At 44.9% G+C, this 14399-nt stretch carries 12 protein-coding genes; 6 read left to right on the top strand and 6 right to left on the bottom strand.

All coding sequences use genetic code 11. The features are described 5' to 3' along the window. The first annotated feature begins 12 nt into the window (after positions 1-12). On the top strand, positions 13-810 hold the full coding sequence (locus ACOOFG_RS05150; RefSeq protein ID WP_420422571.1) for a class I SAM-dependent methyltransferase: 798 nt from the start codon (positions 13-15) through the stop codon (positions 808-810). Between the two features lie 65 nt (positions 811-875). Beyond that, a complete protein-coding gene (locus tag ACOOFG_RS05145) occupies positions 876-2264 on the top strand; it encodes a hypothetical protein (protein WP_420422570.1) in 1389 nt (462 codons plus the stop codon). Here ACOOFG_RS05145 and ACOOFG_RS05140 read toward each other — a convergent pair. The 5 genes from ACOOFG_RS05140 to ACOOFG_RS05120 are packed head-to-tail and all read right to left on the bottom strand — an operon-like array spanning position 2227 to position 9137. Beyond that, positions 2227-3174, bottom strand: coding sequence for an ATP-binding protein (locus tag ACOOFG_RS05140; protein WP_420422569.1), 948 nt, complete (start codon positions 3172-3174; stop codon positions 2227-2229). The genes ACOOFG_RS05145 and ACOOFG_RS05140 overlap by 38 nt on opposite strands. Continuing rightward, positions 3162-3827 carry a dTMP kinase gene (tmk, locus tag ACOOFG_RS05135; RefSeq protein ID WP_420422568.1) on the bottom strand — a complete coding sequence of 222 codons (666 nt, stop codon included), beginning with the start codon at positions 3825-3827 and terminating at the stop codon, positions 3162-3164. Before tmk ends, ACOOFG_RS05140 begins: the two co-directional genes overlap by 13 nt. After that, positions 3808-6279, bottom strand: coding sequence for a DNA topoisomerase (ATP-hydrolyzing) subunit A (gene gyrA / locus ACOOFG_RS05130; RefSeq protein WP_420422567.1), 2472 nt, complete (start codon positions 6277-6279; stop codon positions 3808-3810). Before gyrA ends, tmk begins: the two co-directional genes overlap by 20 nt. A gap of 10 nt (positions 6280-6289) precedes the next feature. Continuing rightward, positions 6290-8782, bottom strand: coding sequence for a DNA topoisomerase (ATP-hydrolyzing) subunit B (gene gyrB / locus ACOOFG_RS05125; RefSeq protein ID WP_420422566.1), 2493 nt, complete (start codon positions 8780-8782; stop codon positions 6290-6292). 28 nt (positions 8783-8810) lie between these two features. Continuing rightward, on the bottom strand, positions 8811-9137 hold the full coding sequence (locus tag ACOOFG_RS05120; protein ID WP_420422565.1) for a DUF721 domain-containing protein: 327 nt from the start codon (positions 9135-9137) through the stop codon (positions 8811-8813). 165 nt (positions 9138-9302) lie between these two features. Here ACOOFG_RS05120 and typA point away from each other — a divergent pair, with 165 nt between their 5' ends. Genes typA through ACOOFG_RS05100 form a run of 4 tightly spaced genes read left to right on the top strand, consistent with a single transcriptional unit; the run spans position 9303 to position 12846 of the window. Then, a complete protein-coding gene (gene typA / locus ACOOFG_RS05115; protein WP_420422670.1) occupies positions 9303-11114 on the top strand; it encodes a translational GTPase TypA in 1812 nt (603 codons plus the stop codon). Positions 11115-11152: 38 nt separating this feature from the next. Further along, positions 11153-11524, top strand: coding sequence for a BlaI/MecI/CopY family transcriptional regulator (locus tag ACOOFG_RS05110; protein WP_420422564.1), 372 nt, complete (start codon positions 11153-11155; stop codon positions 11522-11524). Next, positions 11521-12414 (top strand): M56 family metallopeptidase, encoded by an 894-nt coding sequence (locus ACOOFG_RS05105; protein WP_420422563.1) that lies wholly within the window; start codon positions 11521-11523, stop codon positions 12412-12414. The genes ACOOFG_RS05110 and ACOOFG_RS05105 overlap by 4 nt, the downstream gene beginning before the upstream one ends. A 42-nt stretch (positions 12415-12456) precedes the next feature. Then, positions 12457-12846, top strand: coding sequence for a hypothetical protein (locus ACOOFG_RS05100; RefSeq protein ID WP_420422562.1), 390 nt, complete (start codon positions 12457-12459; stop codon positions 12844-12846). 30 nt (positions 12847-12876) lie between these two features. Here ACOOFG_RS05100 and ACOOFG_RS05095 read toward each other — a convergent pair whose 3' ends face one another. After that, entirely contained in the window at positions 12877-14388 is a 1512-nt protein-coding gene (locus ACOOFG_RS05095; RefSeq protein ID WP_420422561.1) for a hypothetical protein, read from the bottom strand. Positions 14389-14399: the final 11 nt, after the last annotated feature.

Raw genomic sequence — 14399 nt, 5'->3', positions numbered from 1 at the left:
AGGAAGATTAATATGAATTACCCTCTTTCATATGGTGAGCATGCCATCAATCATTTTACGAGAAGACGCGCAGCAGAAAAGGCCCGCTTTCTTCTCCCCCACTTGCAAGAAGACTTCCATCTTTTAGACTGTGGTTGCGGTCCTGGATCCATCTCTGTGGACTTGGCAGGATTTCTAAAAAAAGGACATGTTTCTGGGATCGACCTCGACTCGACGCAGTTTCAGTGGGGACAAAATGAAGCGCACCGCAGAGGCATTGAAAACCTTAGTTTTTATGAAGGAGACGTTCACTCTCTTCCTTTTGATGATGGTACCTTTGATGTGGTGTTCACCCATGCCATGCTTTGGACAATTCCGCAGCCTCTCTTAGCTTTGCATGAAATGAAGCGCGTTCTCAAACCAGGTGGTATTCTCGCCTGTCGCGAAATCGACCGCAGTTCTTTTTCGATCTATCCAGCAACTGCTGAGTTGTTCAGAGGCTTTGAACTGCAAACTCAAGGTCTGTTAGCCACGGGGGCTCATCCCTTCTTAGGAGGCCAGCTGAAAGAACTGTTTGAAAAATCTGGCTTAAAAAATATTCAAGCCTCACTTGCCACTGATTATTTTGATCAGCCAGGTGATATTGAGGGTATCGTCACCTACTTTATCAAAAATTGGACCGATTCCCCTTGGTCTCTCAAAGTTCGATCCTTAAGCCTCGCATCTGATGAGGAAATTGAAGCCATCAAAAACTCTCTTCAAAAATGGGGCAGCCACCCAAAAGCTCACGTGGCTGGTACCTTCGGTGAGGCCTTGGGCATTAAAAGTTGAAGTTTATTCTAAATTTCTGCATCATTTATGCGAAATTTTTGAAGAATGACGAAGGGGTCATAAAAATGGTGGATGTCGCAAAAATTGTTCAAGATGCGGTCAGTACGCAACAAACCTCTATCTTTTTGCCTTTTACAGGAACATCGGACTCGATCAAGTCCAAAGCCAGGCAAGTTTTAGTTCAAGCAAACATCAAGGAAGCTAGCACTTCCCTTTCGACGTCAAGTTTTGAAGTGTTTGACAATTGGACATTTGCCTCAACTCTGCATCGGATACAGTTTATCCCAAAAGACACATGGAAAAGGATGGCTATTTTTGTGTCCGTGGTCGTTGTGGCCTACTACCTCCAGGGAGAGTGTCAGTCCTACTTCAGCTTCTCTTTTCTGGCCGGAGCCCCTCTCATGATCTATGCAATGCGACAAGCCTACTTGTATGTTAAAAGTGGAACCTTTCCAAAAGTTTTGCAAGTCGATCTTTCAAAAAAAGACATCTCGCCTATTGAACATGACATGTTAGCAAACGGAACTGATACAGATGGAAATGTTCTCGACATGTTCTCTATGGAACCTATCCCTAAAGAAGAGCTCAACAGTAGCAAATATCTTCACCTCCCAAATTACGTCATAGAAACAGTTCTCTGTATCCGCGGCCTTTTAGGAAAGCCCGAGCTAAAGCATCCAGTGGAAACAGAGAGAGATATGACTGTAGATGAACGTGAAATGTTGCTGCCTCAAATCCAACGAATTTTTAACCTCACTGAAGAAGAGCTTTTAAGCTGTTGGGAGGATTTCGAAGCAAGTGAAGGGGAAAAAGAGACTCTTTTAGAAGACTTCCTCGAAGACGGAAAGCTCTCAGGTGAAGCCATGGAACATATGAGAACAAACCATGAAGCGATCGTGAAACAACTTGAGCGTACTGTGGAAGAATCCATCAAACATACTGTCTCAAATCTGGAGCAACAATCGTTATCACAGCTGGGGGTAAATTTTGGGGGCTATCAACAAAATTGCCTTAGCGCCGCGAGCTATGAAGAGTTTCAACAAGCAATTGTTGAACTGCTAAGCGCAATTTCCTCCCTTCAACCGATCCGAGCTGTTCTTCCAGAGGGCTCTGAGTCAATTTCACTCATGCTCAACTCAACAGTTAGAGTGTCTGAGCTCACGAAACTTCAATTTGGACAATCTGTTCTAGCTTCATTGGGTTCTGCACCTCCTTCCTCGTATATCGATTTAGTTGGAGTGCAACTTTCTGAAGCAAATGAAGCGCAGAAGATAGACCTAAAACCCCTTTGCGACCATCACTTCAATAAGCTTCTCATTCGCATATTCAAAGGATCGGAGCTCTATGACAGTAAAGTCAAAGATCTTGAAGCTCAAAAAAGGATAGACCGGTTTGAAGCTTTGACGGGAGTGGATGTCATAGCAGTAAATGAGTCAGACAGTGACGAAAGCTGATGTGGCAAATTAAGGCCTCTTCGATCCGCTTCATCCGTTGTTGAAGCTCCGGAAGCTCGGGCAAAGGGCAGTTGAGGTTTTTCTTGAGCTCTTCTTCTTGACCCTGAAAAAACAAAAGTGAGCGGTCCCCTCCAGCCTTTAAAAGGTGCAAATCCCGATACCAATAGTAAACTGCTGCAAGAACCTCTTCCATGGCATCTGTTTGATTTTTTTCAATCAAACTCTCAAGCTTTGCAAAGGAACGAAAAAGGTGGGGATAACTTTGATGCAGGGCTGCTGTCCCCATTTCAGCAATAACAGTCAGAAGCTGATCGTCTTTTTCTTGCGCGAGTTTTTCCGCTTTATTCAGATTTCCATGGGAAAGCCACGCAATTTGCTTTGCCTCGGCTGCAGGCTGATTAAAGGTCTTTTCTACATGAGCTGACATTTCATCTGTTGTCAGAGGAAAGAATGTGATTTGCAGCGAACGTGACACGATGGTTGGTAAAAGCAGCTCTGGATGAGAGGAAACAAGAATGAAGTGTGCATAAGAAGGTGGCTCTTCTAGGGTTTTGAGAAGGGCATTACTCGAGGATGGAAGCATCCGATCTGCTTCATAAATGATAAAGACTTTACGCTTGGACTCAAATGGGGGCAGTCCCGTTTCATCGATCAGCGTTTTCATTGACTGCATCGGATGCATGAGGGCTTTTCCCTCTGGATGCAGTTCGCGAAGATCGGGATGATTTCCCGACTCAAGTTTGTGAGGATTGGCATCGGAGAGGAGCGCATGTGCAAAGGCTTTGGCAAATGCAGCTTTTCCCACACCTTTGGGGCCTTCAAACAAAATAGTCGATGGAGGCACCGGGATCAACTTTTTGAGACAGGCTTTGATTTGAGGGTGACCAGGAAGAGTGTCTAACTGAGACATGACATGCATTCAAGTTTAGGTTGGATTTCGCTCATTGCTTGCTCAAACACCTTATCAGAGTCCAATCTGGCATCGAGTACTTGAAACCGCTCCGGTTCCTTTTGAGCTAGGCCCAAGAAAGCTTCACGAACTTTGGTGTGAAAGGCAATTTTTTCCCGCTCAATGCGGTCATGAGAATCTCCGAGTTTCTTACTCTTTCGAGAGCGTTCGAGGCCCATGGCAGGGTCGAGATCGAGAAAGAGAGTTAAATCGGGGGTTAAATCGGAAGCGGCAAACTTGCAAAAGGTGCGCAGCAATTCCAGGTCAACACAGCGGGCCACTCCTTGGTAAGCAAGGGTTGAATCGTTAAAGCGATCACATAGAACAATGGAATTTTCCTCGAGATGGGGCAAGATCTTTTCTTCAACGTGCTGCGCTCTATCCGCTAAAAAGAGAAAAAGCTCAGACTTCTTTCCAAACGAGTAACCTTCATGGTGGAGCAAGATATCACGGACATGTTTACCAAACTCTGTCCCTCCAGGCTCACGTGTTTTGAAAACAGAAAACCCTTTTTCCCTTAAATGATCATAGAGACGTTCAATGAGGGTGGTTTTGCCAACGCCTTCACCGCCCTCAAAGGTGATGAACAGCCCTTTACTTTTCTTTCTCTCCATTCTCGCTGTCTTCGATATGTTCGATTTTCTGCATCGCGACTAGAATATCTGGTTCGCGCAAGTTAACGACCTTGACTCCTTGAGTCGAACGTCCCATGACACGAATATCTTGCATTCCTAAACGCAATGTGTGACCGCTGCTTGACATCAAGACAACACTATCTTTGTCTCCAACAGCAAGGGCCCCCACAACAAATCCATTTCGCTTGCTCGTGATAATTGAACGCACACCCACGCCACCGCGATGGGTCTGTCTAAAGCTTTCGACACTTGACCGCTTTCCATAGCCGTGTTCACAAACAACGAGTACAGTTTCATCTCCTGTGACCACTTCACAAGAAACGACAGCATCGGTTTCACTCTTGAGCTTCACGCCTCTTACGCCACGAGCAACCCGTCCCATTGGACGCACTTGGTCTTGATCAAAGCGCACTGCCATCCCTTCACGTGTGAAAAGCATGACTTGCTCTTCAGAGCACACAACGTGAGCAGAGATCACTTCATCTCCATCATCGATATTGATGGCGTAAACACCTTTACGACGTGGAGAACTAAATGAATCGATCAGCGTCTTCTTCACAACTCCACGCTTGGTCGCAAGTAAGATAGAAGCTTCTTCTTCTTGAAAATTGCGGACACGTAAGACTGCTGCGACATGCTCGCCTTCTTGCAATCCTTCAAGCATATTGACGAGAGGTCTTCCTTTCGCGCGACGCCCCGCTTCTGGAATCTGCCAAACTTTGAGCCAGTGGCAGCGCCCTAGATTGGTAAAGCTCATAAGGTAATCATGAGTTGAAGCAACGTAAAGCTCTTTCAACCCGTCATGCTCTTTCTTCGTATCAAACCCGATGACGCCTTGTCCACCACGACGTTGCTCTCTAAATGTTGTGAGAGGCATCCGCTTGATGTAGTCATCATCTGAAATCGTAATAATCACTGTTTCATCAGCAATGAGGTCTTCCATTTGGAATTCCTCTTCTGCAGGAACGATTTGTGTACGTCTTTCGGTCTTATCGTGTTTTTGCACCTCTTCTAGCTCATCCTTGATGATGCCACGAACAAGAGCTTCACTAGCAAGAACAGCACGGTAGTGAGCGATTTTAGCTTGCAGCGCTTCGTACTCCGCCTCGATTTTTTCTCTTTCAAGGCCGGTGAGTTGGTAAAGTCGAAGATCAAGAACAGCATTTGCTTGACGATCTGAGAGCTGATATTTCTCAATGAGTCCTTTTTTCGCTTCATCGCGGTTCGCACTCTTCTTAATGAGTTTCACCACTTCATCTAAATGATCCAGTGCTTTGAGATAACCTTCTAACAAATGAGCACGCGCTTCAGCTTTGTTCAGTTCGTAGCGAGTCCGTGCACGTACCACCTCAATACGGTGATCAATCCAAGCACTGATGATCTGCTTGATGTTCATAACGCGAGGCAGACCCTTATCAAGCGCTAGCATGTTGCAGCCAAAGGTGATCTGCATATCAGTAAATTTGTAGAGCTGATTGATGACAACGTCGGGAATTTCGTTTTTCTTTAAGTCGAGAACAATGCGCATTCCACTTTTGTCTGACTCATCTCGAATATCAGAAACGCCTGTGACCGTTTTTTCATTCACGAGATCGGCTAAACGCTCAATTAAGCGGGATTTATTGACGTTGTAAGGCACTTCGTCAATCACAACCCGTTGCCGGTCGCCTGTCTTCATTTCTTCTGTATGGAGAAGGCCTCGTAGAGTCAATTTTCCGCGCCCTGTATGATACGCCTCTTTCACGCCACGGTAACCGCAAATCATGCCGCCTGTTGGAAAGTCCGGCGCAGGCATCACTTCCATGATGTCTTCGATCGTTGCAGCTGGATTGTCGATTAGAAGAGTCGTCGCTAGAGCAAGCTCTCTTAAATTGTGCGGAGGAATGTTCGTTGCCATCCCGACAGCAATCCCAGAAGATCCGTTACAAAGGAGGTTAGGAAATTTCGCAGGGAAAACAGTCGGCTCTTGCTTGGTCTCATCGTAGTTGGGAAGGTATTCGACCGTCTCTTTATCTAGGTCTTCCATGAGCGCCATAGAGGCACGTGTTAAACGCGCTTCAGTGTAACGCATCGCAGCAGGAGGGTCACCATCAATGGAGCCAAAGTTTCCTTGCCCTTGTACGAGGCAATATCCCATGACCCAGTCTTGCGCCATACGGACAAGCGTTGGATAAATAACAGTCTCACCGTGCGGATGGTAATCCCCTGAAGTGTCTCCGCAAATCTTCGCACATTTTCTGTGTTTAGCTCCGGGAGAAAGATTCAGCTGACGCATTGCAAAAAGGACCCGCCGCTGGGAGGGCTTCAGTCCATCGCGCACATCGGGAAGAGCACGAGAGATGATAACAGACATCGAATAGCGGAGATAACTTTCCTTCATCTCCTCTTCGACATTACGTGGGACGACGATTTCACCTTCTGTGTAACTCATGATGCTCCTTTTAAATATCTAGATTTTTTACAGATAGTGCATGTGTTTCGATAAAGGCGCGACGAGGGGCGACTTCATCTCCCATAAGCATAGTAAACATGTGGTCTGCAGCCACTGCATCAGGAATGGTTACCTGAATCAAGGTCCGCTTCGCTGGATCCATAGTGGTTTCCCAAAGTTGATCGGCATTCATTTCACCGAGACCCTTATAACGTTGGATTTCGATTCCTTTGCGACCATTTTTCCTGAGGAATTCGATCACTTCTTTGAGAGTATAGGCAGATGTTTCAGTTCCTTCTTCATCGATAATGTCTAAAAGCTTGCCTTCAGCAACAGAGTATTGATCGAGAGAAAAGCTATAATTAGCAAGTTTTGTGATGATTTCTTGAAGTTTTGCTTCTTCGTATAGCTCGACAAAAGAAAGCGGACGTGGGTGAAAGGCCTTCATTTCTTCTGTTTGCTCTTCCTCTGGAATCGAAGCGAGCGTTTCTTCATGCTTTTGACGCTGCAGTTCTTCATTTTCTTTCTTCAGCCTGACAAATTCGTCATCTGAGTAAACAAAGAGCTGCTGGTTGTTTAGAATCACATGATATCGAGGCAACATCCCCTGCTCATTGCGAGCTGCTAAAAACTCTCTAAAAGGGATCCCCTTACGCTCAATCGAGCTAATCAATTGCTCCACTTCTAAAATGGCGTATAGGAGGCTTTTCACTTCATCTTTCTCAATTGGCTCATTATGTGAAGCCAAACGAAGAGTGACATCGCTCATTCCTAAGTTGAGGAGATACTCGTCCATCTCCCGCTCAGAATGGATGTAACGACTTGTCTTCTTACGTGACACGCGATAGAGAGGAGGTTGCGCAATGTAGACGAAATTGTTCTCAATAAGTGCCGGCATATGTCGGTAGAAGAACGTCAAGAGTAGAGTACGAATGTGAGACCCGTCGACGTCGGCATCCGTCATGACAATGATGCGATGGTAACGAAGCTTTTCTAAGTTGAAATTATCTTTTCCAATTCCACAGCCGAACGCCGAAATCATCGTTCCGACTTCTTCGTTTTGTAAAACTTTTTGCAGACGGGCTTTTTCAACGTTGATGATCTTACCGCGAATCGGAAGAATCGCTTGGAAACGACGGTCTCGTCCCATTTTTGCAGAACCACCGGCAGAGTCTCCCTCGACAATATAGATTTCACATTTTGTCGGATCAGTTTCTTGGCAATCGCTCAGTTTACCTGGAAGACGTCCACTGTCTAGAGCCGTTTTTCTCAAAGTTAACTCGCGCGCTTTTTTTGCGGCTTCACGTGCTTGAGCAGCTAAAATAGCTTTGTCGACAATGGTGCGTGCAATTTGGGGGTTTTCTCCGAGGAAAGTTGAAAACTCTTCCCCGACAATTTGTTGGACAACTGAAGCCACTTCACTGTTTCCAAGCTTTTGCTTCGTTTGACCTTCAAACTGAGGATTTGCGATTTTGATCGATAGGACTGTCGTCAGTCCCTCGCGCATGTCTTCTCCAGTTACAGAAACTTTCGCGTTCTTCAGAAGGTTATTGCTACGAATGTACTGATTGAGTGAGCGAGTCAGAGCTGCAGAAAAACCGGAAACATGCGTTCCTCCATGACGAGTCGCAATGTTGTTCACATACGAGTAGATAGATTCAGAGTAAGAGTTGTTCCACTGCATTGCCACTTCGAATTCAATTGGCCCATCATGCAGCTCTTTGCTCCCACTGATGTAAATCGGCTTTTCGAAAAGAGCATGTTTGTTTTCATTAAGGTATGTGACAAACGAAGAAATGCCTCCTTCATAATTGAAAGAAACTTCCTCTTTTTCCGCTTCTCTTTCGTCGCGGAAAACAATGGTGATTCCCTTGTTAAGGAAAGCAAGCTCTCTTAAGCGGTTGAGAAGAATGCCGTAGTCGTATTCTGTGACTGTAAAGATTTGGTCATCGGGAACAAAGTGAACAATGGTTCCTCGCTTGTCGGTGTCGCCTTCGAACTTGAGGTCTTGAGAAACCTTTCCTCTTGAAAACTCAATGGAGTAAGCTTTTCCTTCCTTATAGACATCCACATGCATGTGCTTAGATAAGGCGTTCACACAAGAAACACCCACACCGTGGAGACCACCTGAAACTTTATACGTGCTCTTATCGAACTTTCCACCTGCGTGGAGAATGGTCATGACGACCTCTAACGCTGAAACATCACGCCCTTGCTTCTTCGATTCCTTTTCGTGTTTTCCAACTGGAATTCCACGTCCATCATCTTCTACAGTGACAGAGTTATCTTTGTGAAGCGTGACCTGGATTTGTGTACAATAACCAGCCATGGCTTCATCGATACAGTTATCGACGACTTCGTATACGAGCTGGTGGAGACCATTCACCTGTGTGTCCCCGATATACATTCCGGGACGCTCACGGACAGCCTGAAGACCTTCTAATACCGTAATCGAACTTGCGGTATAGTCTGGTTTAGTCTCTTTGTCTTTGGTCATTGTCATAATATCCTATCTATTTCGTTAACCTTGTTTAACCTATGCGAAAAAGAATATTGCGTATGTTCACTTTGGGAAATTGTTTGCGCAACTCGCAAAGCAACCGTTCTTTTTCATGTAAAGTCAGTAAACTATAAAGTGTTGAATTCTCAACTTTCACTTTTAAAACCCCCGACTCAAAACTCACAGCACGTGCCATTTTTGAAATTTTTGGACCTACTATTCGAGCCCAAGCATCTAAAACTTCCCTGGGACTTTCATCGATTTTCCCAGAGATTTGATTCATAATTTCAGGAAGCAAGTCCTTGAGTTGTCGCGAAGTCGGTTTATTACCGTTGTAGCTTTTTGGTATCCGTTTCATCAGCTTCCCGATTTTCAAACTATAGAAAAGGTTTGCCAAAATAGCAAGGGTTTTTGCAAATGCTTTTCAACACTTTTATTGTACCAAAAAACGCCTTAAAACAACACAGAATATTGCGCATAAAAAAGGGTGCATTTTTTCCGCAGAAACGTTACACTCATGCTTATGTATTCTCCAGAGAAGATTCGCAACCTTGCGATCATTGCCCATATTGACCACGGAAAAACCACTCTTATGGACGCTCTACTTCGACAAGCGAATATTTTTCGCGAAAACGAAGCGGTTCCTGAAAGAGTGATGGATTCGTATGAGCTTGAAAAAGAGCGTGGCATCACGATCTTTGCCAAGCATACAAGTTTGATTTTTGACGATTTCAAAATCAACCTTATCGACACCCCTGGACATGCAGATTTTTCAGGAGAAGTCGAACGGGTTCTTGGGATGGTAAATTCTGTCCTCCTCCTTATCGATGCCCAAGAAGGGCCCATGCCACAAACCCGTTTCGTCCTCTCTAGAGCTCTCAAAATGGGGCTCAATCCAATCGTTGTCGTCAACAAGATTGACCGCCCCAATGCGACCCCAGACGCTGCTCTCGATAAAACCTTTGATCTTTTCGTAGAACTTGGCGCAACCGACGAACAACTCGATTTTGCTTACTGTTTCGTTTCAGCCCTTGAAGGATACGCCATCTGCGACCTAAACGACCCAAAGAAAGATTTACACCCTCTTTTCCAACTGATTTTGGATAAAGTTCCTCCGCCTCCAGGGCGGCATGATCTCCCTTTTCTCATGCAAGCCAGCACCCTTTCCTACAACGATTACTTAGGCCGGCAGGCAACAGGCCGTATTCTCGAGGGATCCATCAAGAAAGGAGACTCCTTTGCTCTTATTGACAAAGACGGGCATCCAACTAATTTCAAAGTGACTCGCATTGATGGCTACTTAGGCCTTCAAAAAGTCGAAATGGAAGAAGCTGGAGTGGGTGATATCGTCAGCATTTCTGGCGCGCCAGAAATGATGATTGGCGATACCCTCTGTGACCCAAAAAACATCCATCAACTTCCCAGTATCGAACTTGGAGAACCCACCCTTTCGGTTGAAATTCAGGTGAACTCAGGCCCATTCGCAGGAAAAGAAGGGAAACATGTCACAATGAACAAAATCCGTGACCGCTTGGCACGCGAAAAGAAATCAAACATCTCTCTTAAAGTCGAAGAAGTTGCCGGACGGGAAGATGCCATTCGCATTTCTGGTCGTGGCGAACTGCACCTCTCGATCCTCATGGAAGCAATGCGACGTGAAGGATTCGAATTTCTCGTCTCCAAACCCCAAGTCATTCTGAAAAATGTCGACGGTGTCAAACACGAACCCATCGAATCCACCCACATCGAAGTCCCCGAAGAATTTTCTGGGTCCATCATTGAAGAGCTCAACCGTCGCAAAGGAGAAATGCACTTCTTCAATACCAACGAGCACGGGATCACCACTATCCAATTCTACCTACCCACGCGTGGCCTCATTGGTTACCGCAACGAATTCCTCACCGCAACCAAAGGTCTCGGAATTCTCACTTCGATTTTCCACGATTACGCTCCTCATAAAGGAGAAATCCCCAGTCGTAAAAACGGCGCGCTCGTCTCGCTTAGCGAAGGAAAAGTCACAGCTTATGCTTGCTTCAACCTTCAAGACCGCGGCTCCCTCTTTGTCAAACCAACCGACCCTGTCTACGAAGGGATGATCATTGGAGAAAACAGCCGTGACAACGACTTAACTGTGAACATCACTCGAGAAAAACAACTGACAAACGTCCGCGCTTCAGGCACAGATGAAAGTCTCACCTTAACCCCACCTCGCGCTTTAACTCTTGAACAAGCTATCGACTTCATTCAAGACGATGAGTTTGTCGAAGTCACTCCCCACTCGATCCGCCTTCGCAAAAAATTGCTGAAGGAAAGCGACCGCAAACGGAAAAAATAGCTTCCCCTTAAAACTACAATTGTAGTAGATTCTAATTCATGAAACGGAAACAATTTGGTGAATTAGAAAATAGCGTCATTTCTCTCTTTTTGAAAAAGGGACGCGCTCTTTCTGTACGAGAGATTCACTCTGCCTTAGGAAAAGATCGCGCCTACACGACTTTTTTAACGGTTGTGAGCCGCCTTTACCAGAAAGGAGTTTTAAGTAGGCAAAAAGACGGACGCAGCTACGTTTACCTCCTAAAAAAATCCAAAGAAAATACCCTCTTCCAAAAAATCAAAAAGAGCTTGCTCTCGGCTTCACCCGTCCAGGTTTTTAGCTACTTTCTCGATCATCAAAAAGACATCTCACCTGATGAACTTGAGCAAATAGAAGAAATGATCCAAGAGTACAAAAGGAAACAACAATGATTGCGCGCTTCATTCTCAATATCTACGCTAGCGCCACCTTGTCCTTTCTTTTCTCAATAGGCATTATCTTTCTTTTTTCCCGACTAAAAAAACCGCGGCTTCTTGCCTGTTTGTTTTTGATCCCCTTTCTTAAAGTGATATGGGATCTCTTTTCCGCCGCACATTCAAACTGGGTCTATCTGCACAACCTCTCCATCTTCAGCGCTCCCGAAAACAGCCGCATCATCAGTGTCTATGCACTGTATCATGGCTTACCTGGCTGTGGAATTCATCTGTCTCTTCTTGGATCAACCTGGTTTTCCGTTGGCGACTTACTTCATGAATCATGGCCCGTTCTTTCCTATTGCCTAGCTTTGACAATTGTGACGATCTCCTGCCTCAAATTGATACGCCGCATTTTCCTCTTTTTCAAGCGCAGCTCTGAAACTTCCTCTTGCGCGGTCGTTGGCTTTTGGAAGCCGAAAATTGTCTCTTCAGAGGCTTACTTCAAAACCTTAAGTACAGAAGAACAAACTGCTGTCATTTCCCACGAAAAAGCGCACATCCGTTGGGGTGATCATCTCGTCCACCACTTTCTCTTTTTCTTTGAACCTCTTTTTTGGTTTCTCCCCTTTAAAAAGCGACTAATTCATCAACTCCACCTTTGCCAAGAAATGGCCTGCGATAAAGCTGCCAAAGCCCCACTAGCTGTCGCATCTGCTCTTAAAAAAGCCCTGACAACACCCTCTGCCCCCCTGACTCTTAACTTTTCTTCTCCTTCAACCAAGAGAGTACAAGCCTTACTGAAACAACCCAGTGCAAAAGCTTCTTTGTGGCAACGAAGCTTATCTTTCATTTTATTTGGAACGGTTTTGACTTTCATTCTCATGAGTCAATTCCTTCCCTTTTGAATTTTTTAACCCTAAATACTACAAATGTAGTAGGAGGAAACCATGAAATATCTCATCCCTATGATTCTCGCAAGTTCCATGCTTATGGCCGAGCAATCTTGTCTCTCACTCAGAGATCTCGGGCCTCAACATATGGAGCAAATGCAACAAGGAACACTCAACTGTGTCTTGGAAGTGCGCGAAGGTGACGAACTCCCCTTAAAGTTTGACTTATCAGGTGACACATTGGCATTCAAAACTCCCCCTGAAAGTGGAACTCTCGTGGCACTTCGAACCTTTTACATTTTAGTGGAAGGAGAAGAAATGTACTTAAGTCTGGATAAAGAAAATTGGACCCCACCTTGGGAGTTCTTCACAGGATCCATTTCTGCTGGCGTGGGAACAAAGGTCGAGCCGTTTGGAACCATCGGGCTGCATGCCGATGTGAGATGATCCTCTTTTGAGCACTTCGCTCCGAAGTGCTCAAATTGTTTTCCAGGAGATTCCTTCAAAGTTTGCGCGAAGTTTCGGCAACCCCTTGTAGTGCCCAATCTCATTATTTTTCGCCAATTTCGTCAGGGTTGCGTTAAATTCTTCCCCATCTGCCAACTCAATTTGGTTTTCTTCATTTAACGAATAGTTCAATGAACCCTTTGTTGAAATCTTCTTTTTTTCTTTATTTTCAACCAATCCCACGCTCATGGACGTTAGGTTCAAAGTCACCTTGGTTCCATTCGGATAGGAGCTTTGAAGAACAGGTAATGCAACTGCTTTGACTACTCTGGACGCTTTTTTAAGTGCTTTTCCATAATCCAAAACGTAGCATCCAAAACGAAGGTCTCCCTCATTAAACTTAACTTCTCCTTCTGGAGTCGTCTCGTAAACGATCCGATCACTCGCGACAATTTTCGATTTCAGAAGGTCTCGATCTCCCTTTTCGCCCACATTTTCAAATGTTCCAATTTGATGCTGAGCATAAAGAATTTCTCGTTTAGAAGATCCGCTCCATTCCACAAATCCTACAACATTAGGGGGGATGATTTTATCCCTTAGAACCGAAGAAACCTCTCCTAACTCATCGTTTTTCATCAAAGTGGTTGCAATTGACCTACGAGCTAAAGCCTCTGCAGGAGCCCCGACTGTGACCTCGAATCCTTCTCCCTTGACTCGTAGCATTCTAGCTCTGTCAATATACTCGATTTGTTCGCCTTCTATATGTCTCAAGTCGGGGTTTTTGACTTTCAAGCTCTGGTAAAGCATTCTTAATTCTTGCTCAGGTGAGATCTCACCATCAGTACCCACAATAACTGCTTCAAAAGTTTCATGCTTTAAGTGAGGGGCTACTTCTTGTACGTAGCTTTCCCTACTCTCCTGAAGGCTTTGTTTTCTTTCCGCTGAAAGTAGTTCTTCAACTCTTGGTCTTTCAGTCATCCACCTACTCACACCATCTGCAGTGGTTGGCATTGGAACATTAGCATAATTTTGCAAAGCTTGATATTTTCGTTTTAAATCAGCTGCCTCATCACCTTTTTTCCATCCTGAATAAGCATTTCCCATCCATGTGAAAAGTCTAACAATTTTCCAACTTGAATTTCCCCAGCGAGACTCTCCGACAAGACTGGGATCGATTTGACTTAAACGGCCTCGAAGAGCATTGCTTTCTTCGCCTACTTTAGTATTGTATGCGTCATACAGTGCCGTAAAGCCTTCTCTAACAACTCGATCTAACAGCTGAACACGTTTTTCTAAAACTTCAGCTCTTCCCTTCCATACAAATGATTCTTCTCCAGGCGTGACAGCTTGTACTTGAGCTTGCTTTAGTAGGATGCGAGTGGAGTCGCCTGGTTTTGAATCAAACCAAGCTTGAAATTTTTCATGGTATTGAGCTTCTGCGTGGAGATATACCTCAACATATGGCTTTAAGGTTGGATCTAGATTTTTATCGCTGATTAAATGCTCCAGACCGTGGGTTTGCACCTTTTCATCGGAGCGCATTTGAAACTTTA

This window comes from Simkania sp. (assembly GCF_965215465.1).
Classification (GTDB): Bacteria; Chlamydiota; Chlamydiia; order Chlamydiales; family Simkaniaceae; genus Simkania.
This window is presented reverse-complemented; position numbering and strand designations above follow the sequence as displayed.